This is a genomic window from Lysobacter sp. K5869, assembly GCF_018847975.1.
Classification (GTDB): domain Bacteria; phylum Pseudomonadota; class Gammaproteobacteria; order Xanthomonadales; family Xanthomonadaceae; genus Lysobacter.
The window spans coordinates 4203691-4230028 of the sequence record NZ_CP072597.1 but is presented as its reverse complement, the minus strand read 5'-3'; the positions used below and the strand labels follow the sequence as shown (position 1 = coordinate 4230028).

Here is a 26338-nt window from a genome sequence, read left to right as displayed (position 1 = left end):
GGACGTCGCGGCGGGGCGCGCCGCGGCGTGACGCAGTGCGCGCGGCGTATGCGTCACGATGCGCAGGCGAGAGGCGACGCAATGCGTTTCGCGCGCGCGGTCTTCGGGCCTGAGACGGGGCGATGGGGACGCGCGCCAGCGCGCGGCGGGTTCGGATTCTTCAAGAGACTGGCTCCGTGTCGCGAAGAAAAAGGTTCGGCGATGCCGTGCGGTGCGTCGGTCGCAACGTTGGGCGCGCATCGGTCGATGCGGCGGGACGCGGCGTGGTCGTTGTGGCGTTGTTGTTGTAGTCGGATAGCGCGATGCGCTACGGGAATCGAAAGTGCCAAGACAGTGTTACGTCGCAGTGTCGGCGCGGTCAACGCTCGCGCGAAGGATGCTGTCCAAGTAGCGATGACTATCGCACTGTGTCACGGGGACGATCACAGAATCGCGCGAACGCGCGGGCCGCCGAGCGAGTGAGCGAACGCGCGCGCGCGCCGCGGTCGCGCGAAACTCCGCCGCGCCTGGGAAAATAGGATGTTATTCGGTTGCGCGCGCGGTTTGCGTGCGCAGGCGAATGGAGCGCGCGATCGCGCGCATCGTGAACTCGATGAACGCCGCGGCGACGACACGCGTCGCCGCCGCGGCGTCGGCGCGCGTTACGCCGCGGCGAGCGTCTTGGCGAACACGCTGCGGCCGTCGATGTCGCGCAGATCCACGCTCAGCGCGCGGCTGTCGGGATCGATGTTGACCTCGCCGAAGAACTGGAACCCGGCCAGCGGCGAGGCGTTGGGCTTCGGCGGCGCCTTCTGGAACACCACTTGCGGGCCGAAGGTGGCGTCGAGCGCGTTGGGCCCGAACGATCCGGCGTTGAGCGGGCCGGCGACGAACTCCCAGAACGGCGAGAAATCCTGGAACGCGGCGCGGTTGGGGTCGTAGTAATGCGCGGCGCAGTAATGCACGTCGGCGGTCAGCCAGACCACGTTGTCGACCCGGCGGATCGCGTGCAGCAGTTCGGCGAATTCCAGCTCGCGCCCGCGCGGCAGGCCCGGATCGCCGTTGGCCACCGCTTCCCAGCGCGGCCGGCCCTGCGCGTCGGCGCCGTCGGGCACTTGCAGGCCCAGCGGCATGTCGGCGGCGACGATCTTCCACAGCGCGCGCGAACGGCGCAGGTTCTCGGCCAGTTCGCGCAGCTGGCGGCGGCCGAGGAACGCGGTGTCGGCGCCGGGCGCGGCCTGCAGGTTGTCGCTGTTGCCGCCGCGGTAGCTGCGCATGTCGAGCACGAACACGTCCAGCAGCGGGCCGTAATGGACGACGCGGTCGATGCGCGCGCGTTCGGGATCGCAGCCGCGGCGTTGCGGCGAGTATTCGAGGAAGGCCTGGCGCGCGCGCCGCACCAGCACGTCGATGTCCTTGACCGTGTAGCGCGGATCGGCCGAGAGGTCCTTGCTCGGCGACCAATTGTTGACCACTTCGTGATCGTCCCACTGCCACAGTTGCGGGACTTGCGCGGCGAAGCGGCGCAGATTCTCGTCGAGCAGGTTGTAACGATAGCGGCCGCGGTACTCGTCCAGGGTTTCGGCGACCTTGTGCACGCCCTCGGCGACCAGGTTGCGCCACACGCGGCCGTCCTCGGCCGCGGCTTCGGCGGCGATCGGGCCGTCGGCGTAGATGGTGTCGCCCGAATGCAGGAAGAAATCCGGGTCGCGCCGGCGCATGGCCTCGAAGATGCGCATGCCGCCGGCCTCGGGATTGATGCCCCAGCCTTGGCCGGCGACATCGCCGCCCCAGACCAAGCGCACCGGCCGGGTGCGCGCGAGCGGCCCGCGCGGCGCCGGGCGCAGCCGGCCTTCGCTCCAATCGCTGCGCACGCCGCTGCGCGCGTCCTCGAAGGCGACGCGCACGCGGCGGTGGGCGCCGCCCGGCGGCAGCGGCACGTCCAGGCGCGCGGTGAAATCGCTGGCGGCGGTGGCCAGCGGCCCGCGCAGGCGCAGCGCGCGGCGGAAGCCGTCTTCGTCGCCGACTTCCACCAGCAAGCGCGCGGCGCGGTCGGCGCGCGCCCAGACCGTGCCGCGGCCGTCGCCGACATCGCCGAACTGCAAGCCGTAGGGCAGCTTCGGCCGCGCCGATTCGCTGGCGATCAGCGCCGGCGCGGCCAGCGCGGGCAGCGCGCCGTGCAGCGCGCCCAGGCCGAGGGCGGAACCGGATTGCAGCAGGAAGCGGCGGCGGAAGGCGTCGTGGTCGTGCATGGCGAGGGCTCTGCGCGTGGGGGAGTCCCGAGGCTAGCTGGCGCGCATGGCAGCGGTGTGGCCGCTGTCGCGGTCACAATTCGGTTGGGGCGAAGGCGGGGCCGTGCAGTTCAGGCCTTATCGGCGGGGACGACGTCGACGACGCCCGAAGCGTCGATGGGGATGAGCCAATCCTGATGCAGACTCTGCATGAGGCGCGGTTCAGTTCTTGCACCGGATCGAGTCGATCACATTGGCCGCCGCGAGCTGTCCTCCCTGATGGCCGATCACGCCTTCGATGTCCTCGGCGTGGGATTCGATGAGGCAGGTCTGGCCGATTTCGGGAACGGGATCTTCTTTGCCGAAGTACGTGACGACGAAGCGTCGCCGCTCGACGCCGGAGACCGCGTCGAGCACCAGCCAGGCATGGAAGATGCCTGAGCCGGCCATCGGCACGGTGCGCGCGGCGATGGTCCATTCGCGCTCAGCGGCCGCGGCGTAATGGCTGGCGATAGCGCAGAGCGAGCATGCGGCCGCCAGCGCGATGGTCTTCGGTTTCATGGGTCGATCCGCGAGTCGACGATCCGGTAGCTGTCGCCGTCGATGGTATAGCGATAGCCGCCGCCTCTGAACCGGCGGCCTTCGAACGGCTTGATCGCGTATTCGACGGTGTAGTTCGCGCCGTCGCGGTCGACGGCGATCGCGTAGTTGTCCGGGTCCGATACGAACCGGTCGATCGCCGAGCTGTGCGGACCCGCTGCGGGCAACTGACGGGCGAAGGCCTCGTTGGCGACGGCGAGCGCCCGGGCCGAGCCGCGCGCCTTGGGCGCGACGGAAAAGGGCGATTCTCCCAGTTCGGCAGCGGCGCCGGCCTGCGTTGCCGCGCCGGCCATGAGGGCGGCGGCCAAAAGCGCGCGGATCCAGCGGGGCGACCAAAACGCGGCGTTCGGTGCGGACCTCATGTCCCTTCTGCGTCGAGAGCGGCGGCGCGCGGCCGGTGCCCGCATCTTCGCACTTTCGGACGCGCGCGCGTGCCGTTGCCTGTTCTCACTGCACCGCCTGCTCGGCATCCACCGAAAACAGCTGCCAGCGCCCGTCGAGCTTCTGATACGACAACCCCGCGTTGCGCGGCTCGCAGCCGTGGGCGGGGTTGCCGGCCGGCAGGCAGAAATAGACCTCGACGTCGGCGCCGTCGCGGGTGCCGTCGGTCAGTTCGATGCGTTCGAGCCGGGCCTTGGCCGGGATCGCGCCGGTGGTCTGCAAGGTGGCGAAGTCCTCGCGGACCTGACGGTCGGACACGGTCGAGGTGCAGGCGGCGAGCGCGGCCGCGAGCAGCGCGGCGGCGAGGCTGCGGGCGAGGCGGCGAGGGAGCGGGGAGGGACGACGGTCCATGTCGGCGGCGGGCTGCGCGAGCGGCCTCCTTGGCCGCGGGAAGCGCGATCATTGGCGATGCCCGCGGCGAACGCAAGCACCTTCGCCCACGCGGCCGAGCGCTAACGCGTTCGCGTTTTCGAGGATCGCAACACGGCCGCCGCGCGTGGGCGGCCGGTTCGACAGGTAAACGACAGGGCGCGCGCCTAAGTTCGCGCCACCGCTTTGCGCCGAACGGATCGCCCATCGATGCATCCCCATGCTTTCCTCGCCGCGGCCTGGCTGGCGCTGGCCGCGCCCGTCCAGGCCCAGACCTATCTGTTCCGGGACGAATTCGACGGCCCCGCCGGCGCCCAGCCCGATCCGGCCAAGTGGGAACAGCAGACCGGTTGCGACTGGGGCAACGGCGCCGAGGACCAGTGCTACACCGACGGCGGCCGCAACGCCGCGCTCAACGGCGCGGGACAGTTGGTCCTCCGCGCGCGCCGCGAAGACTACAACGGCCATCGCTACACCTCCGCGCGGCTGATGAGCCGGGCGACGCATGCCGGCGGCCGGGTGCAGGTGCGCGCGCGCATGTCGCGCTGGCAGTCCGGCGCGTGGCCGGCGATCTGGACGCTCGGACAGCCCGAAGCGCTGTGGCCGCGCCACGGCGAACTGGATCTGATGGAGAACGGCCTCAACGGTTCGCGTTGGCGGCCGGAGTATCACGTGCACACCGACAGCTCGGGCGAGGGCGGCGAACTGGCGGTCGATGCGACCCAATGGCATGTCTACGAAGCGCGCTGGCGTCCCGGCGCGCAGGGACAGGCCGAGTTCTACATCGACGGGCGCCGCGCGCGGACCTTGCCGTTCGCGGTGCCCGAGGCCTCGCCGGCGACGGTGCTGCTCAACATCGCGGTCGGCTCGTTCGCCGGCGCGCCCGATCCCGCGCTCGACAGCACCTTGACCGTCGATTACGTGCGGGTATCGGCGTGGCCGTGAGCCGCGCCGTTCCCGGCCTTACCCGCTGCCTGTCCCCCAACGCCACCAGGATCCGCATGTCCGACCATCGCAAACGCCCGCTGCGCGCGCTCGTTTCCACCGCCGCCGCCTGCTTCGCCTTCGCTTTCGCCGCGCCGATCGCGGCGGCCGCGCCCGCCGCCAATGCGACGGTCGATTTCACCGCCCATGGCGAGCCGACTTCGGCCTATTCGCTGGGCTCCACGATTTCCACGTTCTCCGACGGCGGCAGCAACCTGATCAAGGGGCCGGCGCGCGCGCAGTGGCGCCAATACTTGAACGATCTGGGGCCGCTGGTCTGGCGCATCCCGCTGTTCCACCACGACGGGCAGGTCGGCTCGGCCGCGGGCGGCATCCACAGCGGCAACGAAGGCGAGGCGTACATCCGCGCGATCAAGGACATCGGCGGCATCCCGATGATCGCGGTCGGCGGCACCACGAACGACAACGACATCCGCGCCGGCGATGCCGCCGCCTTGGTGCGCTGGTTCAACGACAACGGCGGCCAGCGCGGCGGCCCGGTGGTCGATTACATCGTCGGCAACGAGCCGGACAACGGCTTCGGCATGGACCCGTACATCGCCGGCGGCAACGGCAGCGACGGTTTCCACGCCATCGCGACGGCGATGCGCGCGGCCTCGGCGCAGCCGCTGTCGCTGGCCGGGCCGTCGCTGGTGACCTGGGCCGATTACAAGTACGGCGATTTCCGCAAGTTCTTCGCCGCCGCGCACGCCGACACCGATGTGGTCGATTTCCATAAGTACGGCAAGGGCGAGCCGCTCGACAATCTGCGCGCCACCGGCGATTACGGCGCGGCCATCGCCTGGTTGCGCGCGGAGATCGACCGCAGTTTCGGCGCGCGCGCCGGCGGCATCGCGATCCAGCTCGGCGAGTTCAACTACAACTCGTGGTACGGCGCGCAGTGGCGCAGCGCGTTCTACACCTCGCGCAACACCGTGCATACCGCTTCGCTGATCGGCCACGTGCTGCGCGCCGGCGGCAACGCGTATCAATACTCGGACAACAACGGCCCGCTCGGATTGATCAGCGACGGCACCGGCAACAACGATCAGCCCAACGGGCGCAATCTGCGGCTGCCGGCATATTGGGGATTGTCGGCGTGGAGCGGCGGCGCGTGGTCGCGGCGGCACGGCGAGTTCATGGTCGCGGCGACGACGCAGTTGCCGGATGTGGAAGTCTTCGCCACCGACCGTCCGCGCAAGATCGTGCTGATCAACAAGTCCGAGAGCGTGAACCGGCAAGTCGAGCTGGCCCTGACCGGCGCGGCCGCCGGCCGCTACAGCGCGTGGCGCTACGCCCGCGGCATGGACCCGGCCGATTTCGCCGGCGCCCAGTTCCAGCCGCCGCAGCGCATCGCCGACGGCGCGGCGTATTCGCAGGGACGGCTGTCGGTGGCGGTGCCGTGGATGAGCGTGGTGACCATCGACCTGGACTGAGCCCGGCGCGCGAGCCGAACTGCGGCTGAAGCGGCGGCGCGGCGCAGCCGGGGTTGGTGACAATCGGCAGGGGACGCGGCCGCCGCCTTGGCCGAAGCTGCGGCCTCGCCTCGACCTTCCGGTTCGGAACCCGCCGCATGATGCTGCGCCGCTCGTCCGCGTCCGTTCTAGCTCTCGCCGCCGCCGCGTTCGCATCGGCCTGCGCCGCCGCGCCGGTCGACACGCTCGATCTGGCCGTGCCGCAAACGCCCGCGCCGGTCGCGGTGGAAGGCCGCGAACGCCTGCTGTACGAATTGCACCTGACCAACTTCGGCGCGGCGCCGCTGCATTTGGACGGCGTGAGCGTGCTCGACGCCGACAGCGGCGCGGCCTTGGCCGCGTGGCGCGGCGATGCGCTGGCCGCGCGAGGGCGGGTGATCGGCGCGCAGAACGCGGCGCTGGACGGCGCCTTGCGGCCGGGCGAGCGCGCGGTGCTGTATCTGGAGATCGACTTGCCGGCGAAGGCGCCGCGCGCGTTGCGGCATAAGGTCGAATTCTCCGCGCCGGGCGCCGAGCCCGGTCAGGTCGAAGGCGCGCAGTTGGCGCCGCGCGCCGCCGCGGCGCTGCAACTCGGGCCGCCGTTGCGCGGCGGGCCGTGGGCCGCGGTGTATGCGCCGCAGTGGCCGCGCGGGCACCGGCGGGTGTTCTACGCGCTCGACGGCCGCGCGCGCCTGCCGGGCCGCTACGCCATCGACTTCGTCCGCGTCGACGCCGACGGCCGCACCGCGCGCGGCGACGCCGACCTGGCCAAGAACGCGCTCGGCTACGGCGAGCCGGTGTTGGCCGTGGCCGACGGCGTGATCGCCGCGGCGCGCGACGGCATCGGCGAAAGCGAGCGCGTCTCGCAGCGCCAACGCCACGATTTCGACCGCGCGCCCGGCAACTATCTGGCGCTGGCGCTCGGCGACGGCCGCTACGCGCTGTACGAACACCTGCGGCCCGGCAGCCTCAAGGTGCGCCAGGGCGAACGCGTGCGCCGCGGACAGCCGTTGGCCGAACTCGGCTTCACCGGCGATTCGACCGGCCCGCATCTGCACTTCCACGTCGCCGACGCGCCGGTGCCGCTGGCGGGCGAGGGCGTGGCTTTCGGGTTCGAGGCGTTCGATGTGCTCGGCCATTACCCCGGCGCGCAAGGCCTGGGCGAGCGGCCGTGGCAGGCGCGCGCGGCGGAGCTCGCCGGCGAACGCCGCGACGAGTTGCCCGAGTCCAACGCCGTGATCGAATTCGTGCGCTGAAGCCGCCCGCGTCGTTGCGGGAGGGGCTTCGGCTTCGGGGCTTTGCATTCGGATCGCGGTGACCTGAGCCAACCGCGCCGGGGCTGGAGCCCCTCCCGCAACGACGCAGGCCGCGCTCAGTCGCGATGGCGGCCGAACGCGGCGTAGGCCAGCACCGCGGTCAACACGCACAGGCCCAGCACCACGCTCAAAAACCCGTGCGGGTTCTCCGCCAGCGGAATGCCGCCCACGTTCATGCCGAACAGGCCGGCGACGAGGTTGATCGGCAAGGCCACCACGGTCACCACGGTCAGCACGAACAAGGTGCGGCCGGTCTGTTCGTTGACCAGCGCGGCGAGTTCTTCCTGGATCAGCTTGACCCGCTCGACCAGCGCGGCCGAGTCGCCGATCGCGGTGGAGAATTCCTCGGCGGCTTGTTGCAGGTCGCCGATGTCGTCGCGGCCGATCCAGTCCGGCGGACGGTTGAGCAGGCGGAACAGCGCGGTCGGCTCCGGCGCCAGCAGCCGTTGCAGGCGCACCAGACTGCGGCGCAGCGCGCCCAGTTGCTTGCGGTCGGTGGCGATGCGGTTGTCGAGCAGGCGGTCTTCGATGCGGTCGACCTGCTGGGTGCACTTGCGCAGGATCTCGCCGAGCACGCTGGCCTGATCGCGCAGCAAGTGCGCGAGCAGTTCGACCGGCGAGCGGAACACTTGCCCCGAACGCACCGCCGCGCGCAGCTGATCGACCGAGCGCAGCGGCCGCAGCCGCGCGCTCACCAGCAGGCGCGGGCCGATGCACAAGGTGGTGGTGCCGACTTCCGACGCGTCGAAGCTGGAATCGAACAGCACGTCGTGGATGACCGCGATCAGCGCGTTGTCGTCGAGCTCCAGCCGGGTCGAGCCGACCTCGCTGCGCAGGCTGTCGTAGAACGCGTCCGGCATCTGCAGCGCGCGGCGCAGGTAGCGCTCGCTGCCGGTGTTGGACAAGGAGAAGTGCAGCCACAGAAAGCCGCGGCCGTCGCCGTCGGCGGGCGCGGCCAGGAAGGCGGCGACTTCGTCGGTGCTGATCGGCTGCGCCGGCAGCCCGGGGACGAAGCGGTAGCCCCAGATCAGGCCGTCTTCGTTGGAACCGTAGCTGGCGTCGGCGATGCGCATGAAGCGGCGGTCCGGGCGGTGCGGGAGGGCGTGCGGCGCATACGCTAGCTCAAAGGCGTGGCCGCGTCATGGCGGCGGCCGCGCGGGCCTCGGCGTGGGGCGCGGGAGCGGCTCCGCCGCGGACGATGCGGCGTGCTTCAGCAGCGGCCTTCGCTGGAATAGCTGCTGCCTTGCTTGCGCACGCGCAGGCCGTCGACGCAGCGGAATTCGACCGGCTCCGGCGGCGGCGCGGGTGCGGCGGCGGGATGGGCGGCCGCGGCCGGCGCCGCGGCGACGGGCGCGTCGCCGCCGCGCACGAAGTACACCACCGCCAGGACCGCCGCGGTCAGCGCCAGGGCGAGGCTGACGACCACGCTCGGGCTGAGCAGGGCGCGCATGCCGGGCGAGTCCAGAGGCGATACGCGGCGGGCTTCCATGCGGCGGTTCCGGGGCGAAGGGGTGGAGCCGAGCATACTCGCCGCACGGCGGCCGCGGCATCGTCCGAACGGCGGTCACGTATCGGCGGCGCGAGGCCGCGGGGAACTGCGGCGCGGCCTTCGAACCCGGCGCCCGGGCCCGGCGGCCGCGGGCCTCGGCTCCGCGCTCAGCGTCCCGGATCGGTCGCCGCCGGCTTGGCCTTGCGCCAGCGCAGCACCACGGTCGCCAGCACCCCGGCGACCATGCCCCAGAACACCGAGCCGATCTGCAGCACGGTGAACCCCGAGGCGGTGACCAGGAACGTGATCAAGGCCGGCTCGCGCTCCTGCGGATCGTGCAGCGCCGAGGCCAGTCCGTTGCCGATGGTGGCGAGCAGGGCGATGCCGGCGATGGCCATCACCAGCGCCTGCGGGAACGCCGCGAACGCGGCCGCGACGGTGGCGCCGAACACGCCGGTGATCAGATAGAACGCGCCGGCGGCGACCGCGGCCATGTAGCGCTTGCGCGGATCCTCGTGAGCATCCTCGCCCATGCAGATCGCCGCGGTGATCGCCGCCAGGCTCAGCGCGAACGCGCCGAACGGCGCCAGCAGCAAGGTGGCGATGCCGGTCCAGCCGACCAGTGGCGACACCGGCGTGTCGCGGTAGCCGTGCGCGCGCAGGATCGCGATGCCGGGCACGTTCTGCGAGGCCATGGTCACCACGAACAACGGAATCGCCACGCCGACGGTGGCGGCCAGCGAGAATTCCGGCGTGGTCCACACCGGCTTGGCCACGGCCAGTTCGAGCTTCTCCAGATGCAGGCCGCCTTGCGCGCCGGCCACCGCGACGCCGACGGCCAGCGCGACCAGCACCGCGTAGCGCGGCAGCCAGCGCCGCGCCAGCAGGAAGCTCAGCAGCATCGCGAACACCAGGGCGAAGTCGTGCTGCATCGAGGTGAACACGTTCAAGCCGAAGCGCAGCAACACGCCGGCCAGCATGCCCGCCGCGAGGCTCGCCGGCAGCCGCGCCAGCGCGCGTTCGAGCCAGCCGCTGAAGCCCAGCGCCACGGTCAGCGCGGCGCTGATCACGAACGCGCCGATGGCTTGCGACAGCGGCAAGCCGGCCGCGCCGGTGATCAGCATCGCTGCGCCCGGCGTCGACCACGCGGTGACCACGGGCACCTTGTAGCGAAGCGACAAGCCGATGCAGGTCAGGCCCATGCCCAGGCCCAGCGCCCACATCCACGAAGCGATTTCGGCCTGATCGGCGCCGGAGGCCTGGGCCGCGGAGAACACGATCGCGGCCGAACTGGTGAAGCCGACCAGGACGGCGACGAAACCGGCGACGACGGCGGACAAAGACAGATCGCGCAAGTGCGGCATGCGGGGACGGGGCCGGGGGCGAAGCCGCCATCATGCGGTATCGGCCGGGGCGCGGGCTGTGCGCGCGGAGCGTTTCTGTGTTTCGGGAGTGCGTCGGCCGGGGTGCGCAAGCGCGGTGCGTTGCGGCTTCTTGGATGAGGTCGGAAGCGACGATGGCGCAGGGCGCTACGGCCGTCGGCTCAACGCGGATCGTCCGGTTCGATGCGCCCGGCCGCGATCATCGGCGTTCGGCGAACCTCATGCGCCGGTCTCGACCGCCAATCCCGCGTCCCGCCACTGCGCGAACCCATCGGCCAGCCGCTGCGCGCGCAGCCCTTGCGCGCGCAGCATCGCCACCGCGCCGGCCGAAAGCACGCAGTACGGGCCGCGGCAATAAGCGACGATCTCGCGTTGCGGCGCGAGTTCCGACAGCCGTCGCTCCAACTCGGGCAGCGGAATATTGATCGCGCCGGGCAGATGGCCGAGCGCGAATTCCTCGGCCGGGCGCACGTCGAGCAGCGTGGTGTGGCCTTCGAGCAAGCGCGAGAGCAACTGCTCGCGCGAGACGCCCTCGACTTCGCCGCGGCCGCGCGCCGCGTCCTCGGCCACCGCGCGCAACTGCGCCTGCCGGTGCGCGGCCTGCCGGCGCAGCGCGGCCAACAGTTCCGCCAACGGCCCTTCGCCAAGGCGGTAGAGCACGCGCTTGCCGTCGCGCCGCGACTGCACCGCGCCGATGCGCTTGAGTTGCTGCAGATGCTGCGAAGCGTTGGCCAGCGACAGCGCGCAGGCCTCGGCTAGGCGTTCGACCGGAGCTTCGTCGGCCTGCAAACGCTCGAGCAGGGCGAGCCGGTGCGGGTGGCCGAGGCCGCGGGCGAGTTCGGCGCAGTCGGCCAGCAGCGGGTCGGTGGGATTGGCGGAGTCGGGCGAGTCGGGGGCGCGGATTGACATGGGGTTTTTTGGCAATCAATCTATTAATCAATTGAATGATATCCGAGGCGGCGCCGCGACGGAACCCGCCACGGCGCCGGCCGAGCGCTTCCCGATTCGCCTTCCGTCCGCTCCCCACCGCGGCGCTTTCGACTCTGCGACCATGAATTTCACCCCCGAACTGTTGCTCCGCGGCGCCGCCATCGGCATCGGCGCCACCGTCCTGATCGACCTGTGGGCGCTGCTGCAACGCCGCGCGTTCTCGGTCCCGACCCTGGATTGGGCGTTGGTCGGCCGCTGGATCGGCCACTTCCGCCACGGCCGTTTCGTCCACGCGCCCATCGGCGCGTCCGCTCCGGTGCGCGGCGAGCGCGCGCTCGGCTGGCTCGCGCATTACGCCATCGGCGTCGCGTTCGGCGCCGCGCTGCTGGCGCTGTGCGGCGCGGCTTGGGCGCGTCAGCCGACGTTGTGGCCGGCGCTGGCGTTCGGTCTGGCGACGGTGGCGTTCCCGTTCCTGCTGATGCAGCCCGGGCTCGGCGCCGGCCTCGCCGCGGCGAAGACCCCCAAGCCGTGGCTGGCGCGGCGGCGCAGCCTGATCACCCACGGCCTGTTCGGCCTGGGCCTGTATCTGTGCGCGTGGCTGCTGGCGGCGTTGATGCCGCGGTAGACCGCCGCGCTGTCCGGCGCGAAGGCCTTTGCCCGTTGGTGCAGGCATCGCAACCGGAGGCAGGCGGACATGGGCATCGAGAACCGGCAGTTGAGCGGCGGCCAGCGAGTGCAGCTGGCCAGTTGGGACGACCTGCGGCCGACCGCGCACGGCGCCGACCTGCAGTCGCGCGGTTGGGACCGCAACGCCAGCCGCACCGGCCTGGGGTTCTACGATTCCACCGTGCACTACATGCGCAACGACTGGGCGCGCGCGAACATGGACGTGATGGCGACGACCCTGGGCGACAAGAGCGTGCTGCTGTACCGCAACCGCGCCTCCGACACCTGGCACACCGCCGAAGCGCTGGACATCGACCACGTGCGGCCGTGGAAGCAGCACCTGACCGACAAGGGCACGCGCAGTCAGGCCGACGCGCACATGGCCTACAACGACGTGGGCAACCTGCGCGCCTTGCCGACCGCGATCAACCGCGGCCGCACCGCCGCCGACCGCGCGCTGGAAGGCGGCACCGATTCGCAGGCGTGGCAAACCTGGTCGCGCAAGCATTTCCACTTCGATCCCGAGGCGGCGCACCCGGCGTTCAATCCGGCCACCGACGGCGCCCGCCGCACCACCACGCGCGCGCAGAGCTGGACCTTGGAAGACGGCCGTTCGCAGCTGAGCTTCGACACCCGGGTGGAAGGCAAGTGGTTCGAGAACCAGCTCTCGCGCCAGTACCGCGGCACGGTGACCATCGATGGCGACGGCGAGTACAGCCGCGCGGTGCCGTTGTTCGAATGCCCGGTCACCCGGCAGTTGGTGACTCGCGACGCCTTCGACATCGACCACGTCCGCCCGTTCGACGACGTCGCGCGCGCCGAGCTCGACCGCCGCGGCGGCAGCATGACCAAGGCCGAGGCGCTGGATCTGTACAACGACACCACCAACCTGCGTCTGGTCAGCCGCGCCGCCAACTGCTCGCACGAATGGGAGCTGGACATCAACGGCGAATTCATCGACCGCGGCGACCGCGAGCACGAGGAGCCGGAGGACGATCTCGACCGCGCCTTCGTCGAAGCCGGCCCGCCGACCGCCGAGGACGACCGCGCGCTGCAGGAACTGCGCGAGCTGCTCAATCCGCGCCCGCAGCCGCAAGCCATGGACGAGGAAGAGGACGAGCGGCCGGTGATCGAAGTGCAGCCGCGCTACGCGCTGGGCAACGTGCGCAATCCCGACACGCCGCTGTACCAGGCCTTGCACGGGCAGGTGACGGCGCACAACGCCCGAGAATCGCTCGGCTTGAACGCGACCGAGACCGGCAACATCGCCGCGGCGCTGACCCTGGCGGTGCGCAACCAGGGCTGGGACAACGCCAACGGCGTGCTCTACAACGCCCAGCGGCAGACCTTCTACGCCTACACCGGCCAGCCCGACGCGATGCTGCACACCGAGGTCGGCCTGCAGGCCGGACGCGCCCAGGCCGCCGCCGACAGCGGCCGGCAGCTGCACGAGCTGCAGCAGACCCGGCAGCAGGCGCAGCCGGCCGCCGACGTGCAGGCGATGGACGTCACCCCGCAGCACGGCAAGCCGTTGACGCTGTGAACGCGGCCGCCGCGCGGGCGGGATAGGCCGGCCGCCGCGATTGCGCGGCGGCCCGGCGCATCGCTAAAGATTCCGACAGCGCGGTCGCGGCCGCGCCGGTGTACTGGCGCCTCCTTCGCCAGACGCCGCCGCCATGTCCGATTCCTGCTTCGTTTCCTCGCGCGCCCGCCGCCGGCTGGCGCTGACGCTGTCGTGCGCGCTCGCCGCCGTGCCGATGCTGGCGCGGGCCTCCGACCATCTGGATTCGCCCACGGTCATCGCCGACCCGCGCGCCGACATCGGCGATCTGTATGCGTGGATGCAGCCCGACGGCCGCCGCCTGAATCTGGCCATGACGATCGTCGGGCACCGCTTCTCCGACCGGCTGCGCTACGTGTTCCGGATCGACAGCGCGCGCCGGTTCGGCGGCGCCGATGCCACCCTGGAGATCGTCTGCCGCTTTCCCTCGGCCGAGCGCGCCGAATGCGTCGCCGACGGCGTCGATGCCGCGCGCGGCGACGCCCGCGGCGAAGACGGCCTGTGGGGCGAGAACCACCGCCTGCGCGTGTTCGCCGGCCTGCGCGACGACCCGTTCTTCAACAACGTGCGCGGCACCCGCGCCGCCTACAACGTCGCCGACGCGGCCTTGCGCGCGGGCGCGCCGGTGGACGCCGCGCACTGCGCCAGCCTCGCGCCGGCCACGGTGCGGGCCATCGCCGAGCAATGGCGCCACACCGACGGCGGCCCGGCGCGCAACTTCCTCGCCGGCTGGACGCCGGCGGCGCTGGTGGTGCAGGTCGATCTCAAGGCCGCCAACCGCGGCGGGCCGTTGCTGGCGGTGTGGGCGGCGACCGAATCCTCCGAACGCCGCATCGACCGCGCCGGTCGCGTGCTGACCGGCAACGCGCTGCTCGGCACGCTCGACGGCGAAGAGGTCAGCGACAAACTGAAAGAGCGCTACAACGCCATCGCGCCGAAGGACGCCGCCGAGTTCGTGCCGGAGATCGAAAAAGGCCTCGCCCTGTACGACGGCTTCGACGGCCGTTGCGGCAACTCGCTGCTGGCCGCGCCGGCGCTGGAGCGGCGTTACCGCGCCTTGGCGCAGTTGCTCGCCGACGACCGTTTGTGGATCGACAGCCGGCGCACGCGCTGCGAACAGCCGTTCGCGGTGGAACTGGCGCAAGCCGCCGGACGCCGCGCGTATCGCCGCGATTGCGGCGGGCGCACGCCGTTGCAGACCGCGATCAACGCGTATCGCTCGCTGCTGGTCGACGGCCGCACCGACAGCGTCAGCGACGGGTTGGAGCGCGACGAGAAAACGCCGTCGATCGCGCAATTCCCGTTCCTCGCGCCGGCGGAGCAGGAGTACCAGCCGTGAACCGCGCCGCGTCGGGCCGCGTCCGCTGGAGCGCGCTCGCGGCCTTGACGCTGTATGCCGGCGCGGCCGCCGCGCATTCGGGCACCGGGCTCAGCGGCGGTTTCGGCGCCGGCTTCGCCCATCCCTTCGGCGGCGGCGATCATTTGCTGGCGATGGTCTGCGTCGGCGCGTGGGGCGCGCAGTTGGGCGCGCCGCTGCGGCTGGCGTTGCCGGTGACGTTTCCCTTGATGATGGTGGTCGGCGCGGCCTTGGCTCTGTTGGGCCTGCCGATGGCGTCGCTGGAAAGCGGCATCGCCTTATCGGTGCTGGCGTTGGGCGCCTGCATCGCCTGCCGCTGGCGCGCGCCGGTGTGGGCGGCCTGCGCCTTGGTCGCGGCGTTCGCGCTGCTGCACGGCTACGCGCACGGCCGCGAGTTGCCGGCCGCGGCCGATCCGGCCGGCTACAGCCTCGGCTTCGTGCTCGCCACCGGCTCGCTGCATGTGCTGGGGATCGGCATCGGCGAACTCGGCCAGCGCCTGAGCGGAGCCGCGCTGCGCGGGTTCGGCGCGGCGGTGGCGGCCGCGGGCGCGGCGTTCCTGTATTCGGCGCTAAGCGCATGAGCGGCGCGGCATGGGCGCCGGGGCTGTGGTGCGCGGCGCTGGGCCTGTTGCTCGGGTTGCTGCCGCCGCGCGTGGGGCGGGGCGGCGCGTTGGCGTTCGCCGCGACGTGGTGCGTCGTCGCGGGACTCGGGACGATAACGCCGCCGACATGGGCGTCGCACGCGACCGCCGCGTGCTGGATCGGCGTCGCGGCGACGGTGGCGGCGTTGTACTGGCGCGGCGCGGGCCGCGAGCGCGTGGCGCTGGGATTGGCGTTCGCCGCCGGCCTGAGCGTCGCATCGGCCTCGTTCGCCGCGACCTCGGCCGCGCCGCCGGCAGGGGCGCCGTTGTGTTTAGCGCTGGCGCTGCCTTCGCGCTGGCTCGCCGCGCGCGGCGGCGGCATCGCGATCCAGGTCGCCGGCAGTTGGCTGGCGGCGGTGGCGCTGTTGGCGCTGGTTTTGTCCTACGTGCCGGTCGTGCCCGGCGACCGCCCCGATCATTTGGAATAGGAGACCCGCGATGATGCGTCCGCTCAGCGTTCTCGCCGCGTTGCTGTGCAGCGCGCCCGCCGCCGCCCACGATTTTTGGATCCAGCCCGAGCGCTACCGCGCGCAGGCGCAGGCCGCGACGGGGCTGACCTTGCAAGTCGGCCACGGCCGCGACCGCCAGCGTTCGGCGATCCCGTCGCGGCGGATCCAGCGCTTCGAGGCGATCGCCGCCGACGGCCGCCGGCTCGATCTGCGTCCGCAACTGCATCCCGATCCGCAGGCGCCGGCCGACGCGCGCTTCGCCGTCCCTGCCGGCGCCTGGATGCTGGTGCTGGAAACCGACGCCGGCGCGCAAAGCCGCTTGCCCGCGCCGCGTTTCAACGACTACCTGCGCGCCGAAGGGCTCACGCCCGCACTCGAACAGCGGCGCAGCCAAGGGCGCGAAGCCGCCGACGGTTCCGAGCGCTACAGCCGCCGCAGCAAGGCGCTGGTGCGCGCGGGCTCGGCGCCGGCCGACGCCGCCGCGCTGTTGGCGACGCCGTTGGGACTGCCATTGGAGATCCTGCTCGACGCCGATCCGCAATCGCAGGCCAAGCCGCTGTCGGTGCGGGTGCTGTGGCAAGGCCGACCGCTGCCCGGCGCGCTGGTCAAACTGACCCGCCTGGAAAACGACGCGCAGCCGCTGGACGCGCAACGCACCGACGCCGCCGGCCGCGCCGGTTTCGCCGCGCCGGGCGTGGGCACGTGGCTGTTGAACGCGATCTGGACCCGGCCGCTGCCGGCGGACTCGGAAGTCGATTTCGAGACCACCTTCACCAGCCTGAGTTTCGAGATCGCCGCGGGCGCGTCGCGTTAGCGGCGAGCGTTTCTAACATTCGTCACCTCCGCGCGCGCCGAGATTGCCGCACTATCGGCGCTCCCCAAGGAGGAACCCGCATGGCCACCGCCCGCAAAGCCAAGACGCCCGCCGCCAACACCGCCGGCCAGCAAGCCGCGCCGGCCAAGGCCGCCGCCAAAACCGCGGCGAAGAAAGCCGTGAAGCGGACCGCGAAGCCGGCCGCTCCCGCCGCGGCGAAGGCCGCGCCCAAGAGCGCCGCCAAAACTGCGACGAAGACCGCCGCCAAGGCCGCCACCGCGAAGAAACCCGCCACCGCCAAGGCGCCCGCGAAACCCGCCGCGTCCGCCGCCGAACCCGTCAAAGGCCCCGCGTCCTACTTCCCGTCGATCGAAAAGACCTACGGCAAGCCGGTCGCGCACTGGTTCGCGGTGATCGACGCGCTCGGCCCGCGCAAGCACATGGAACGGGTGGCCGAACTCAAGAGCGCGCACGGCCTCGGCCACGGCCATGCCAACGCCTTGGTCGCGTACCGCGCGGCTCAGACCGCGAAGGGCTGAGCCTTCAGCCTTCGCGCAGGAACGACAGCGTTTCCGCCCACAGCGCGCGGCGCTGTGGCTGCAGGTGCAGCCAGTGGTTGCCGCCGGCGATCTTGACGTCGCGCTTGTCGGCCGCATGGGTCAAGGCCGCGAACAAGCGCGCGGCGTCGGCGTCGCCGGTCACGTGGTCCCATTCGCCGCGCACGATCAAGGTGGGCTGGCGAATGCGTCCGCTGTCGACCAAGGCCTCGCCGCGGTCGCAGGCCGCGATGTCGGCGATGGGGCCGCCCGGCACTTTGACCGCGCGCGGCGTGCGTTGCGCCGAGTCCGGATCGCTGTCCAGATAAGCCGCGACCCAGCGCTCCAGTTCGGCCTCGCTCACGGGCGTGGGCAAGCGCGCGGGCATGCCGGTGCGTTGCCGCGGGCGCTGGTCCGCGGCGCTCATCAGATGCCAGGCGGGCGCCGGACTGCGCTCGGCGCCGCTCGCGGTCGCGGCCGGCACCACCGGGCCGAACAAGACCAGGCGCGCGATCAGCTCCGGCCGCAGGATCGCGGCGCGCTGCGCGGGCAGGGTGCCCCAGGAATGCGCGATCAGATGGACCGGCGCCGCGTCGCCGCGTTCGGCGCGGATGCGTTCGACCACCGCGACGATCTGCGCGGCCGCGGCGTCCAAGCGTCCGAACGGCGCCGCCGCGTCGGCCGCGCCGGCGAACGCCGCCGGGCGCTGCGAGCGGCCGTAGCCGGCGAAATCGAAGGCCCAGGCATCGACGCCGTTCGCTTGCCATTGATCGAGCCACGACTGGCCGTGCATGCGCCAGTCCACCGACAGCGCGGCGGGGAAGGTCGCACCGTGCACGTACAGCGCGGCCGGGCCGTCGGCGCGCCGCCGGATCGCGGCCAGACGCAGGCGCTCGCCGCCGTCGCCGGTCCACGGCACCTCGTGCGTTTCGGGCGCCTCGCGCGCGGCGACGGTGGCGGTGGCGCTCAGCCACGCCGCGCCGAGCGCGGCGGCGCCGAGGAAATCGCGTCGGTACATGAGCGCATCTCGTCGGAAGGGAGCGCGCAGTGTGCGCAGGCCGCGGCCGCGACGGTTCGGCCTGGGCCGAAGCATGCGCGCGGGGTTTGGGTCATCATCGCCGCATGGACGAATCCGGCCCGCCGCTGTCCCGCATCGCCGCCGCCATCGGCGATCCCGCCCGCGCGCTGATGCTGGCCGCGCTGATGGACGGCCGCAGCCGCACCGCCGGCGAGTTGGCGCGCGCCGCCAACGTCATGCCGCAGACCGCGAGCGGCCATCTGCTGCGCTTGGTCGATGCGGGGTTGCTGGCGGTCGAGCAGCAAGGCCGCCATCGTTATCACCGCTTGGCCTCGACTCAGGTCTCGCACGCGCTGGAGGCCTTGATGGCGATCGCGCCGCCCGCGCCCGCGCGCCTGCAGCGGCTCGGTCCGCGCGACGCCGCGCTGCGGCATGCGCGCACCTGTTACGACCATCTGGCCGGGGAGGTCGCGGTGGAACTGGCCGAAGCCTGGCTCGCCGCGGGCTGGATCCGCGAGGACGGCGGCCAATGGCATCTGAGCGAGGCCGGCATGAAGCGACTGCAGCGCTTCGGCATCGCCGCGCCGGACCCGGCCGCGCGGCGTCCGCCGCTGCGGCCGTGCCTGGATTGGAGCGAACGCCGGCCGCACATCGGCGGCCAGCTCGGCGCTTCGTTGCTCGACGCCTTGCTCGCCAACGCCTGGGTGCGCCGGCAACGGCAATCGCGCGCGCTGTCGATCAGCGCCGAAGGCGAACGCGGCCTGCGCCGCTGGCGCGAGGCCTGAGCCCCGCGCTCACATCAACCGGCGCGAGAGCTTGCGCACGCGCAGCGCGACGACGACCTGCAACAGCCCGAAAATCAGCGCGCCCAGGCCGATCCACCACACCACGGTGACCAGACCGGCGCGCGGATACAGCAGCATCAATACGCCCAGACCGAGGATCAGCAACCCGCTCAGGGCCAGGAACCATTCGTTGTCGATCGCCTTGCGCAGCGCGATCGCCCAGACGATGCGCAGCGCGCCGCCGATCACCAGCCACGCCGCGAGCAGAAAGATCAGCGCGTCGGCGATCGCCAGCGGCCGCAGCAGCGCCAGCGCGCCGAAGGTCAGCGAGGCCAGCGCGTACAGCGCCAGCCAGCCCTTGCCCAGCGCCGACGGCCCGGAGAGCAGCGCGACCGCGCTGAGCGCGCCCTCGAACAGGGCCATCAAGCCGAACGACCACACCAGCGCGACCACGCTGGCGCCGGGCGCGACGAAACAGGCGACGCCGAAGCCGAGCCCGATCAGGCCGTAGACCAGCAGCACCCACCAGTGGCGGGCGAAATGGACGAGCAGTGGGGCGTTCATGCGCGGGCCTCCGGCGTGCGTGGAGGCCCGAGCATGGCGCCGCCGCGGTGGGCGGCGGATGAAGCCGGGCGGCGTCGCGCGGTCGACGCGGCGAAGCGGCCGGCGCCGTGGTCGCGCCGTCGTCGCGGCGTTCGGTCGGGCGGCCGTCCGGCGTTATCGCCGCGACGGCGAGCGATGGCTTACGGCAGGACCAGCACGTCGGTCCAATCCGACGCGGTCTGCGCGCGCAGCGCCGTGCCCAGGCTCGGGAACGGATCGACGAAGGCGCGGCGCTTGAGCTCGTTCAGCGAAATGATCGAGCAGGTCGGCGCGGCGCTGTTGACGCACCAGTACGCGCCGGCGATTTGCGCGGAGGGCACGTACACCGCCTTCCAGGTTTGGGTCGGCACCACCACCGCGCCGCTGGCGATGGTCGTGTCCATGTTGTCGAAGTCCGGGCCGGTGACGATGTAGGCCTCGTCCCATTCCTTGGCCACGGTGCGCACGATGCTCTCGATCTGCGCCCAGGTGCCGCGGTTGAGCTTGGGCGTCTGCGGCACGATGTTGGCGACCGAGAAGGTCTCCTTCTGCGCCGGCGTGGTCGAGGCGTCGCCGGCCGGCATCATGTGGCCGCGGTCGTAACCGCTGTTGGTGTAGCTCTTGTGCGTGGTCGGGAAGCCCGACTCGCTGAAGAAGGTCGAATCGATGCGGGTGATGGATTCGGCGCCGATCACCTTGGCCCGGGTCAGATGCTGCGCCGACCACAGATTGGTGCCGGTGACCTTGGACGCGTACAGGTTGTAGTCCTGGTAGCAGATCGACACGGTCTTCTGGTTCATATCGGCGATGCTCAGCACCGGCTTGCGGCCGCTGGGGTATTGCTCGTTGTTGGCGCTGGTGCAGGCGCCGGCGAGGGCGGCGGGCGCGGCCAGGGCGAGGCCCAGGGCGGCGAGGCAGGCGGCGAATTTCATGGGGCGGCGTCCGGTCGGTGCTGAAGCCGAATAAAATTCCAGCCGTATCGAACGGTTTAATGACAAAAAGCGTGCCCTTTGGCGGTTCCGCGACGCGCTTTAGGTTTTGTGCCGGAGCTTTTTAGCTGGGTTCGTGATGGCCTAGGGTCTCACTTCGAGTTCATCCACGGCTTCTTAGTCTGCAACGCCAGGCATCAAGAATCCTCATGCGCGCTCTTTCGTTGCTGGCCCTGGCCTGTGCCCTGACCGTCCCGCGCCCGGCAGCGGCCGCCGACCTGATCGGCTTCTGGGACGCGCCGCGCCACGGCGGCAACAGCTTCAACCGCCTGCCGCCGGACGCGGTTTACTTCGCCGCGCTGCACGGCTACGGCGCGAGCTGGGTGCGGCTGTCCTACGACAAATGGAAGCCCGAGCGCCGCGATTTCCTGATCGGCGACGCCGACGACTATCGGGGCCTGTCCGCGACCGACCTGAAGACGCTGAAGGCCGCGCTGGCGCGCGCCGACGCGGCCGGGCTGAAGACCGTGGTCGCGCCGCTGTCGCTGCCGTACTCGCGCTGGGCGCAGAACAACGGCGGCCGCTTCGACGACCGGCTGTGGCAGGACCGCGAACATTGGGAGGCCGCCGCGCGCTTCTGGCGCGATCTGGCGCGCGAACTCAAGGACCAGCCCGGCGTCGCCGCGTACAACCTCATCAACGAACCGGCGCCGGAGAAGCAAGCGGGACTGAGCGAGTACGCCGACGCGCAGCAGCGCCGCGATTGGTACGCGAAACAACGCGGCGGCGCGCGCGACCTGCCGGCGTTCTACCAGCGCATCGTGCGCGCGATCCGCGAGGTCGATCCCGACACGCCGATCATGCTCGACGCCGGCTGGTACGCCTCCGCCGGCGGCTTCGCCTACTGGCCGGCAGCGCTGGCCGACGCCAAGACGCTCTACAGCGTGCACATGTACGAGCCGTACCAAGTCACCAGCGCGCCGAACCTCAAGCGCGCCAAACCGTACGTCTACCCCGGCCCCGCGCCCTACGGCGGGGGCGAGGACACCTGGAACCGCGAGCGCGTCGCCGCGCATCTGGCCCAGGCCTTCGACTGGGCCAAGGCGCGCGGCGTGCCGGCCACGCGCATGGTCGCCGGCGAATTCGGCTGCGTGCGCCAGCTCGACGATTGCGCGCGCTATCTCGACGACGTACTGACCGCGGTGGACCAGGCCGGCGCGCACTGGGCGTTCTATGCGTTCCGCGAGGACGCGTGGGATGCGATGGACTACGAACTGGGCAAGAAGAAAGTCGACTGGCGCTACTGGGAGGCGATGGAGCAAGGCCAGCCCGACCCGGTGGCGCGCAAAGCCACGCCCGAGTTCGAGCCGATCCGCAAGCGCTTGGCCGCGGATCGCAAGTGACCGGACGCCGCGTTGCGGCCTGACCGACGGTAGGAGCTGCGCAAGCTGCGACCGCGTTGTAAGCATGGATTCGCGGTCGCGGCTCGCGCCGCTCCTACAGGGGGCTGCGTTGCAGCATTTCCGACTGTAGGAGCTGCGCAAGCTGCGACCGCGTTAGTCGGCTTGCGTCGTAAGCGTGGATTCGCGGTCGCGGCTCACGCCGCTCCTACAGGCGCTGCGTTGCAGCATTTCCGACTGTAGGAGCTGCGCAAGCTGCGACCGCGTTAGTCGGCTTGCGTCGTAAGCGTGGATTCGCGGTCGCGGCTCACGCCGCTCCTACAGGCGCTGCGTTGCGGCATTTCCGACGGTAGGAGCTGCGTAAGCTGCGACCGCGTTAGCGAGCTTACGTCGCAAGCATGGTTTCGCGGTCGCGGCTCGCGCCGCATCCAAGGGAAGGCCCGCCTACGCGCCGACAGCGAACAACCGCTGCAACGCCCGCTGCTTGCCGAGCAAATCCGCCACCGTGTACGCATCCAACACCGCGAAAAACGCCCGCGTCGCCTCGGCCAGGATCGGCGGCAGCCCGCACGCCGGCGCGATCAGGCAGCCGCCGCAATCGACCAGATCGAAATGCGCTTCGGTGTGGCGCACGACCTCGCCCAATCCGATCTTCGCCGCCGGCCGCCCCAGGCGGATGCCGCCGTTGCGGCCGCGCACGGTTTCGATATAGCCGGCCGCGCCCAAGTCCTGCACGACCTTGGTCAGATGGCTGTGGGAAATGCCGTAGGCCTCGGCGATCCGCGCGATCGAGGCCAGTTCGCCCTCGTGCGTGCCCAAATGGATCAGCACGCGCAGGGAATAGTCGGTGTAGAGGCTGAGCTTCATCGGCGGCGTCGCGGCGGGGTGCGGCATCGGGTCGCAGCATGATAACAGTCATTTTGTTTGCATGTTTTAGTCGCGGCCAATATCATGCATTCGTGATGAATGTTTAAACGCCGGACGGCGAAAGGAGCGCGCGATGCGCGACTTCGAGGGATTGGACGAAACCGCGTTGGCCGCCTTGGTCCGACGCTTCTACAGCGAGGCGCGCGCCGACGCCGAACTCGGCCCGGTATTCGCCGCGGCGGTGCACGATTGGGACGAACACGAGCGCCGGCTGATCGATTTCTGGACCTCGCTGATGCTCGGCAGCGGCCGTTACCGCGGCAATCCGGCGCAACTGCATTCGCGCCACGCCGAACGCATCCGCCCCGAACTGTTCCAACGCTGGCTGGCGCTGTGGCGCCGTTGCAGCGACGAATCGCTGCCGCCCGCGCAGGCCGCCGCCGTGCAGGCGCGCGCCGGCCGCATCGCCGAACACCTGCAGCGCGTGCTCGCGCAGATCTGAACCGATCACCCGAAACCGAGGAACCCTCATGACCACCGTACTGAACGAGGCCACCGTGGCCGTCGTCCGCGCCACCGTGCCCGCATTGGCCGCGCACGGACACGCCATCACCACGGCGATGTACCGCCGTCTGTTCCGCGACGAACACATCGCCGCGCTGTTCAATCGCGCCAACCAGGGCGGCGACAACCCGCAGGCGCATGCGTTGGCCGGCGCGATCCTGGCCTACGCCCAACACATCGACGATTTGCCCGCACTGGCCGGCGCGGTCGAGCGCATCGCGCAGAAGCACGTGAGCTATCACATCCTGCCCGAGCACTATCCCTTCGTCGCCCGCGCCTTGCTCGGCGCGATCGAGGAGGTGCTCGGCGCGGCGGCCACGCCGCAAGTGCTGGCGGCGTGGGGCGATGCGTATTGGTTCCTCGCCGATCTGCTCAAGCAGCGCGAGGCCGAACTGCGCGGCGAATTGGCGCAGGCGGTCGGCGGCTGGAGCGGCTGGCGCGAGTTCGTCGTCGCCGCCAAGCGCACGGAGAACCGCGCGGCGGACGCGCCCATCGCGTCGTTCGAGCTGCGCCCGGCCGACGGCGGCGCGGTGATCGCGCATTGGCCCGGACAGTATTTGACCTTGCGTTATCCCGTGCCGGGGCAGGGGATGGCGAAGCGCAATTATTCGATTTCCTGCGGCCCGAACCGCGAGGGCTATCGCATCACGGTCAAGCGCGAAGCGCGCGGCCACGGCGGTTCGCGCCATCTGCACGACGCGGTGCGCGTCGGCGACCGGATCGAACTGACGCCGCCGTCGGGCGATTTCTTCCTGCCTGCCGCTCCGCCGCGCCCGGTAGTGCTGCTGTCGGGCGGGGTCGGGCTGACGCCAATGGTGAGCATGCTCGAAACCATCGCCGCGCGGCATCCGCACCTGGAGACGCATTACGTCCACGGCACCGCCAACGGCGCCAGCCATGCGATGGCCTCGCACGTGCGTGCGCTCGCCGAAGCTCACGGCCGTATCCGCGTCAGCACCTTCTATGCGGAGCCCGCGGCCGGCGACGCCGAGCATCGCACCGGCTTCATCGATGCCGACTGGCTGCGCGCGAACGTCCCGTTGCTGGACGCGGACATCTATCTGTGCGGGCCGCGCCCGTTCCTGCGTTCGCTGGTGCCGGCGCTGGCGCGCGCGGGCGTGGCCGACGAGCGCGTGCATTACGAATTTTTCGGGCCGGCCGACGAACGTTTGGCGGCCTGAAACCATCGGCCGTTCGACTGAAATCAGTGCGCGAACGCCGCACGCGGCGACTGAGAGCAGACGCGGCAAGGTCTTTTCCCTGTCGCCGGCATCGGGTAAAAGAGTCGCCAGCGGGCGCGCAGGGGGGGCGCGGCGATCTTCGGATCGCGGCGCCGCGCCGAACTCACGGACATCGATTCTCGGACAAGGAGAGCCCCATGCGTATCCGCGTTTTCCCCTTGGTTTTGCTCGCCGCCGCGGCGCTCGCCGGATGCGGCCGCGACAGCGCGCAGCCCGCGCCCGCGGGCGCGCCGACTCCGGCCGCGGCGACTCCCGCAGCGGCCGCCGACGACGGCGTCGAGTCCGACGCGCAGAAAGAAGCCGACGCCATCGCCGCGCAGTTTCCGGCGATCCCCGTCATCGTCGTGCCCGAGATCGTCGGCGTCACGCCCGCGCAGCGCGCGTTGGAATCGGCGATGGCGCCGGTGCTCGATCCCATCGCCGGGGTGAAGGTGACGCCGGCGCGTTGCGGCGCCGGCGGCGCGCTGTTGCACGACGCCGGCTTGACCAGCGTGGATGCGCAAGGGCAACTGAGCCGCATCGGCGACGAGGGCATCTTCAAGGTCGCCGCCGACGGCAGCGGCACCGCCAATTACGAAGGCGGCCTGATCACGGTCAACGCCGACGGCAGCGGCAGCATCAACGGCGACGGCGGCGATGAGGACGGCGAGGGCGGCGCGCTGGTGCGGGTCGAGGCCGACGGCTCGGGGTCCTACAACGGTCCGGCCGGCATCATCACCCTCGACGGCAAGGGCGCCGGCACCTGGAACGGCGACAGCGGCTTGATCCGCAACAACGGCGACGGCAGCGGCACCTGGAACGGCCCGCTGGGGTTGGTGACGATCAACAACGACGGCAGCGGCCGCTGGAACGGGCCGCTCGGTCTGGTTACGGTCGACGGCGACGGCCGCGGCCGCATCGGCGCGCCGGCGCGCGAGGTCACGTTGCCGGCGCTGGCGAAAGTCGCGCCGGCCGGGCGGTTTCCGTCGCTGAAGAAATTCGCGCCGCCGGGCGCGCCGTGCGGTTACCTGATCACGCTCAGCGACCGCGTGCTGTTCGATTTCGACAAATCCGACATCCGCGCCGACGCCGCCAAGGTGCTCGATACCTTGGCCGCGGCGCTCAAGGACGTGCGCGCCTCGGGCATGGAAATCGGCGGCCACACCGACGCCAAGGGCAGCGACGACTACAACCTCGCGCTGTCGCAGCGGCGCGCGCAGGCGGTGGCCGCCGCGCTGAGCGAACGCGGCGCGGCGCAGCAGGCCGCGGCCAAGGGCTACGGCGAATCGCAGCCGGTGGCGCCGAACGAGATCGGCGGCCAGGACCATCCGGGCGGGCGCCAGCTCAACCGGCGGGTCGAGATCTTCGTGCGGACTTGATGGTTTTCATCGGGTCGGCTGGGGAGCCGGTTATCGCGTTAGGCGGTTGGCGTCGTAAGCGCGGTTTCGCGGTCGCGGCTCGCGCCGCTCCTACAGGGCTGCGTTGCGGCATTTCCAGGGGTAGGAGCTGCGTAAGCTGCGACCGCGCTAGTCGGCTTGCGTCGTAAGCGCGGTTTCGCGGTCGCGGCTCACGCCGCTCCTACAAGGGGCCGCGCTACGGCATTTCCGACTGTAGGAGCTGCGCAAGCTGCGACCGCGCTAGTCGGCTTGCGTCGTAAGCCCGGTTTCGCGGCCGCGGCTTACGTCACCCCTACGGAAGCGGGTAGGGCACGCGGGGCGAACCGACGCCTCCCCTAGGGCCGCCCCGTGCAGCGCCGCCCCGGCGAATCGTCTAC

At 71.3% G+C, this 26338-nt stretch carries 26 protein-coding genes and 1 pseudogene; 15 read left to right on the top strand and 12 right to left on the bottom strand.

Translation table 11 applies throughout. The annotated features are described in order from the left end of the window. Positions 1-641 precede the first annotated feature (641 nt). The 4 genes from J5226_RS17775 to J5226_RS17760 all read right to left on the bottom strand — a co-directional run bounded on the left by J5226_RS17775 (position 642) and on the right by J5226_RS17760 (position 3602). The gene (locus J5226_RS17775; protein WP_215835756.1) at positions 642-2231 is read right to left on the bottom strand and encodes an alkaline phosphatase D family protein; all 1590 of its coding nucleotides are present in this window, start codon (positions 2229-2231) and stop codon (positions 642-644) included. Between the two features lie 201 nt (positions 2232-2432). Then, entirely contained in the window at positions 2433-2771 is a 339-nt protein-coding gene (locus tag J5226_RS17770; protein WP_215835755.1) for a hypothetical protein, read from the bottom strand. Beyond that, positions 2768-3118 carry a hypothetical protein gene (locus J5226_RS17765; protein WP_215835754.1) on the bottom strand — a complete coding sequence of 117 codons (351 nt, stop codon included), beginning with the start codon at positions 3116-3118 and terminating at the stop codon, positions 2768-2770. Before J5226_RS17765 ends, J5226_RS17770 begins: the two co-directional genes overlap by 4 nt. Before the next feature lie 139 nt (positions 3119-3257). Next, the gene (locus tag J5226_RS17760) at positions 3258-3602 is read right to left on the bottom strand and encodes a hypothetical protein (protein WP_215835753.1); all 345 of its coding nucleotides are present in this window, start codon (positions 3600-3602) and stop codon (positions 3258-3260) included. Positions 3603-3830: 228 nt separating this feature from the next. On the opposite strand from J5226_RS17760, the gene J5226_RS17755 reads away from it, so the two are divergent. The 3 genes from J5226_RS17755 to J5226_RS17745 all read left to right on the top strand — a co-directional run bounded on the left by J5226_RS17755 (position 3831) and on the right by J5226_RS17745 (position 7314). Further along, entirely contained in the window at positions 3831-4565 is a 735-nt protein-coding gene (locus tag J5226_RS17755) for a glycoside hydrolase family 16 protein (protein ID WP_215835752.1), read from the top strand. A 56-nt stretch (positions 4566-4621) separates the two neighbouring features. Further along, a complete protein-coding gene (locus tag J5226_RS17750) occupies positions 4622-6040 on the top strand; it encodes a hypothetical protein (protein ID WP_215835751.1) in 1419 nt (472 codons plus the stop codon). 137 nt (positions 6041-6177) lie between these two features. Further along, positions 6178-7314 carry a M23 family metallopeptidase gene (locus tag J5226_RS17745; RefSeq protein ID WP_215835750.1) on the top strand — a complete coding sequence of 379 codons (1137 nt, stop codon included), beginning with the start codon at positions 6178-6180 and terminating at the stop codon, positions 7312-7314. Between the two features lie 116 nt (positions 7315-7430). Here the strand turns inward: J5226_RS17745 and J5226_RS17740 are convergent, their stop codons facing one another. The 4 genes from J5226_RS17740 to J5226_RS17725 form a co-directional block, all read right to left on the bottom strand. After that, entirely contained in the window at positions 7431-8447 is a 1017-nt protein-coding gene (locus J5226_RS17740) for a transporter (protein ID WP_215835749.1), read from the bottom strand. Positions 8448-8584: 137 nt separating this feature from the next. Further along, positions 8585-8863: a hypothetical protein gene (locus J5226_RS17735; RefSeq protein WP_215835748.1), complete on the bottom strand. Its 279-nt coding sequence runs from the start codon at positions 8861-8863 to the stop codon at positions 8585-8587. 167 nt (positions 8864-9030) lie between these two features. Beyond that, positions 9031-10218 carry a benzoate/H(+) symporter BenE family transporter gene (locus J5226_RS17730; RefSeq protein ID WP_255322838.1) on the bottom strand — a complete coding sequence of 396 codons (1188 nt, stop codon included), beginning with the start codon at positions 10216-10218 and terminating at the stop codon, positions 9031-9033. A gap of 246 nt (positions 10219-10464) precedes the next feature. Beyond that, complete coding sequence (locus J5226_RS17725) at positions 10465-11154, bottom strand: metalloregulator ArsR/SmtB family transcription factor (RefSeq protein ID WP_215835746.1); 690 nt, start codon at positions 11152-11154, stop codon at positions 10465-10467. A gap of 142 nt (positions 11155-11296) precedes the next feature. Here J5226_RS17725 and J5226_RS17720 point away from each other — a divergent pair, with 142 nt between their 5' ends. The 7 genes and pseudogenes from J5226_RS17720 to J5226_RS25475 form a co-directional block, all read left to right on the top strand. Beyond that, the gene (locus tag J5226_RS17720) at positions 11297-11800 is read left to right on the top strand and encodes a DUF2938 domain-containing protein (protein ID WP_215835745.1); all 504 of its coding nucleotides are present in this window, start codon (positions 11297-11299) and stop codon (positions 11798-11800) included. 69 nt (positions 11801-11869) lie between these two features. Further along, entirely contained in the window at positions 11870-13384 is a 1515-nt protein-coding gene (locus tag J5226_RS17715; protein ID WP_215835744.1) for a GH-E family nuclease, read from the top strand. Positions 13385-13517: 133 nt separating this feature from the next. Then, positions 13518-14741: a DUF4331 domain-containing protein gene (locus J5226_RS17710; RefSeq protein WP_215835743.1), complete on the top strand. Its 1224-nt coding sequence runs from the start codon at positions 13518-13520 to the stop codon at positions 14739-14741. Beyond that, complete coding sequence (locus tag J5226_RS17705; RefSeq protein ID WP_215835742.1) at positions 14738-15340, top strand: HupE/UreJ family protein; 603 nt, start codon at positions 14738-14740, stop codon at positions 15338-15340. Before J5226_RS17710 ends, J5226_RS17705 begins: the two co-directional genes overlap by 4 nt. Further along, entirely contained in the window at positions 15337-15828 is a 492-nt protein-coding gene (locus tag J5226_RS17700) for a hypothetical protein (RefSeq protein WP_215835741.1), read from the top strand. The genes J5226_RS17705 and J5226_RS17700 overlap by 4 nt, the downstream gene beginning before the upstream one ends. Positions 15829-15838: 10 nt before the next feature. After that, positions 15839-16663 (top strand): DUF4198 domain-containing protein, encoded by an 825-nt coding sequence (locus tag J5226_RS17695; RefSeq protein ID WP_215835740.1) that lies wholly within the window; start codon positions 15839-15841, stop codon positions 16661-16663. A 341-nt stretch (positions 16664-17004) separates the two neighbouring features. Next, positions 17005-17202, top strand: a pseudogene (locus J5226_RS25475) (DUF4287 domain-containing protein); the annotation flags it as partial. Between the two features lie 4 nt (positions 17203-17206). Here J5226_RS25475 and J5226_RS17685 read toward each other — a convergent pair. Further along, positions 17207-18217, bottom strand: coding sequence for an alpha/beta fold hydrolase (locus J5226_RS17685; protein WP_215835738.1), 1011 nt, complete (start codon positions 18215-18217; stop codon positions 17207-17209). Positions 18218-18321: 104 nt separating this feature from the next. Here J5226_RS17685 and J5226_RS17680 point away from each other — a divergent pair, with 104 nt between their 5' ends. Beyond that, a complete protein-coding gene (locus J5226_RS17680) occupies positions 18322-19002 on the top strand; it encodes a helix-turn-helix transcriptional regulator (RefSeq protein ID WP_215835737.1) in 681 nt (226 codons plus the stop codon). A 9-nt stretch (positions 19003-19011) separates the two neighbouring features. On the opposite strand, the gene J5226_RS17675 is transcribed toward J5226_RS17680, so the two are convergent. Further along, positions 19012-19566 carry a DUF308 domain-containing protein gene (locus tag J5226_RS17675; protein WP_215835736.1) on the bottom strand — a complete coding sequence of 185 codons (555 nt, stop codon included), beginning with the start codon at positions 19564-19566 and terminating at the stop codon, positions 19012-19014. Positions 19567-19745: 179 nt separating this feature from the next. Then, positions 19746-20516 carry a DNA/RNA non-specific endonuclease gene (locus J5226_RS17670; protein WP_215835735.1) on the bottom strand — a complete coding sequence of 257 codons (771 nt, stop codon included), beginning with the start codon at positions 20514-20516 and terminating at the stop codon, positions 19746-19748. A gap of 206 nt (positions 20517-20722) precedes the next feature. Here J5226_RS17670 and J5226_RS17665 point away from each other — a divergent pair, with 206 nt between their 5' ends. Next, entirely contained in the window at positions 20723-21916 is a 1194-nt protein-coding gene (locus J5226_RS17665) for a cellulase family glycosylhydrolase (protein ID WP_215835734.1), read from the top strand. Positions 21917-22357: 441 nt separating this feature from the next. On the opposite strand, the gene J5226_RS17660 is transcribed toward J5226_RS17665, so the two are convergent. Next, entirely contained in the window at positions 22358-22807 is a 450-nt protein-coding gene (locus J5226_RS17660; protein ID WP_304414056.1) for an Rrf2 family transcriptional regulator, read from the bottom strand. A gap of 106 nt (positions 22808-22913) precedes the next feature. On the opposite strand from J5226_RS17660, the gene J5226_RS17655 reads away from it, so the two are divergent. From J5226_RS17655 to J5226_RS17645, 3 genes are all read left to right on the top strand, one after another. Next, complete coding sequence (locus J5226_RS17655; RefSeq protein ID WP_215835733.1) at positions 22914-23282, top strand: group III truncated hemoglobin; 369 nt, start codon at positions 22914-22916, stop codon at positions 23280-23282. A gap of 28 nt (positions 23283-23310) precedes the next feature. Then, positions 23311-24525 carry an NO-inducible flavohemoprotein gene (gene hmpA / locus J5226_RS17650; RefSeq protein WP_215835732.1) on the top strand — a complete coding sequence of 405 codons (1215 nt, stop codon included), beginning with the start codon at positions 23311-23313 and terminating at the stop codon, positions 24523-24525. A 197-nt stretch (positions 24526-24722) separates the two neighbouring features. Next, the gene (locus tag J5226_RS17645; RefSeq protein WP_215835731.1) at positions 24723-25943 is read left to right on the top strand and encodes an OmpA family protein; all 1221 of its coding nucleotides are present in this window, start codon (positions 24723-24725) and stop codon (positions 25941-25943) included. Positions 25944-26338 lie beyond the last annotated feature (395 nt).

Excerpts from the sequence above, each read along its gene's own strand:
- J5226_RS17770 (WP_215835755.1), bottom strand. The coding sequence starts at position 2,771 with ATGAAACCGAAGACCATCGCGCTGGCGGCCGCATGCTCGCTCTGCGCT.
- hmpA (WP_215835732.1), top strand. The coding sequence starts at position 23,311 with ATGACCACCGTACTGAACGAGGCCACCGTGGCCGTCGTCCGCGCCACC.
- J5226_RS17740 (WP_215835749.1), bottom strand. The coding sequence starts at position 8,447 with ATGCGCATCGCCGACGCCAGCTACGGTTCCAACGAAGACGGCCTGATC.
- J5226_RS17695 (WP_215835740.1), top strand. The coding sequence starts at position 15,839 with ATGATGCGTCCGCTCAGCGTTCTCGCCGCGTTGCTGTGCAGCGCGCCC.
- J5226_RS17720 (WP_215835745.1), top strand. The coding sequence starts at position 11,297 with ATGAATTTCACCCCCGAACTGTTGCTCCGCGGCGCCGCCATCGGCATC.
- J5226_RS17645 (WP_215835731.1), top strand. The coding sequence starts at position 24,723 with ATGCGTATCCGCGTTTTCCCCTTGGTTTTGCTCGCCGCCGCGGCGCTC.
- J5226_RS17745 (WP_215835750.1), top strand. The coding sequence starts at position 6,178 with ATGATGCTGCGCCGCTCGTCCGCGTCCGTTCTAGCTCTCGCCGCCGCC.
- J5226_RS17685 (WP_215835738.1), bottom strand. The coding sequence starts at position 18,217 with ATGTACCGACGCGATTTCCTCGGCGCCGCCGCGCTCGGCGCGGCGTGG.
- J5226_RS17735 (WP_215835748.1), bottom strand. The coding sequence starts at position 8,863 with ATGGAAGCCCGCCGCGTATCGCCTCTGGACTCGCCCGGCATGCGCGCC.
- J5226_RS17750 (WP_215835751.1), top strand. The coding sequence starts at position 4,622 with ATGTCCGACCATCGCAAACGCCCGCTGCGCGCGCTCGTTTCCACCGCC.
- J5226_RS17680 (WP_215835737.1), top strand. The coding sequence starts at position 18,322 with ATGGACGAATCCGGCCCGCCGCTGTCCCGCATCGCCGCCGCCATCGGC.
- J5226_RS17660 (WP_304414056.1), bottom strand. The coding sequence starts at position 22,807 with ATGCCGCACCCCGCCGCGACGCCGCCGATGAAGCTCAGCCTCTACACC.
- J5226_RS17775 (WP_215835756.1), bottom strand. The coding sequence starts at position 2,231 with ATGCACGACCACGACGCCTTCCGCCGCCGCTTCCTGCTGCAATCCGGT.
- J5226_RS17725 (WP_215835746.1), bottom strand. The coding sequence starts at position 11,154 with ATGTCAATCCGCGCCCCCGACTCGCCCGACTCCGCCAATCCCACCGAC.
- J5226_RS17700 (WP_215835741.1), top strand. The coding sequence starts at position 15,337 with ATGAGCGGCGCGGCATGGGCGCCGGGGCTGTGGTGCGCGGCGCTGGGC.
- J5226_RS17760 (WP_215835753.1), bottom strand. The coding sequence starts at position 3,602 with ATGGACCGTCGTCCCTCCCCGCTCCCTCGCCGCCTCGCCCGCAGCCTC.
- J5226_RS17665 (WP_215835734.1), top strand. The coding sequence starts at position 20,723 with ATGCGCGCTCTTTCGTTGCTGGCCCTGGCCTGTGCCCTGACCGTCCCG.
- J5226_RS17670 (WP_215835735.1), bottom strand. The coding sequence starts at position 20,516 with ATGAAATTCGCCGCCTGCCTCGCCGCCCTGGGCCTCGCCCTGGCCGCG.
- J5226_RS17710 (WP_215835743.1), top strand. The coding sequence starts at position 13,518 with ATGTCCGATTCCTGCTTCGTTTCCTCGCGCGCCCGCCGCCGGCTGGCG.
- J5226_RS17755 (WP_215835752.1), top strand. The coding sequence starts at position 3,831 with ATGCATCCCCATGCTTTCCTCGCCGCGGCCTGGCTGGCGCTGGCCGCG.
- J5226_RS17675 (WP_215835736.1), bottom strand. The coding sequence starts at position 19,566 with ATGAACGCCCCACTGCTCGTCCATTTCGCCCGCCACTGGTGGGTGCTG.
- J5226_RS17715 (WP_215835744.1), top strand. The coding sequence starts at position 11,870 with ATGGGCATCGAGAACCGGCAGTTGAGCGGCGGCCAGCGAGTGCAGCTG.
- J5226_RS17655 (WP_215835733.1), top strand. The coding sequence starts at position 22,914 with ATGCGCGACTTCGAGGGATTGGACGAAACCGCGTTGGCCGCCTTGGTC.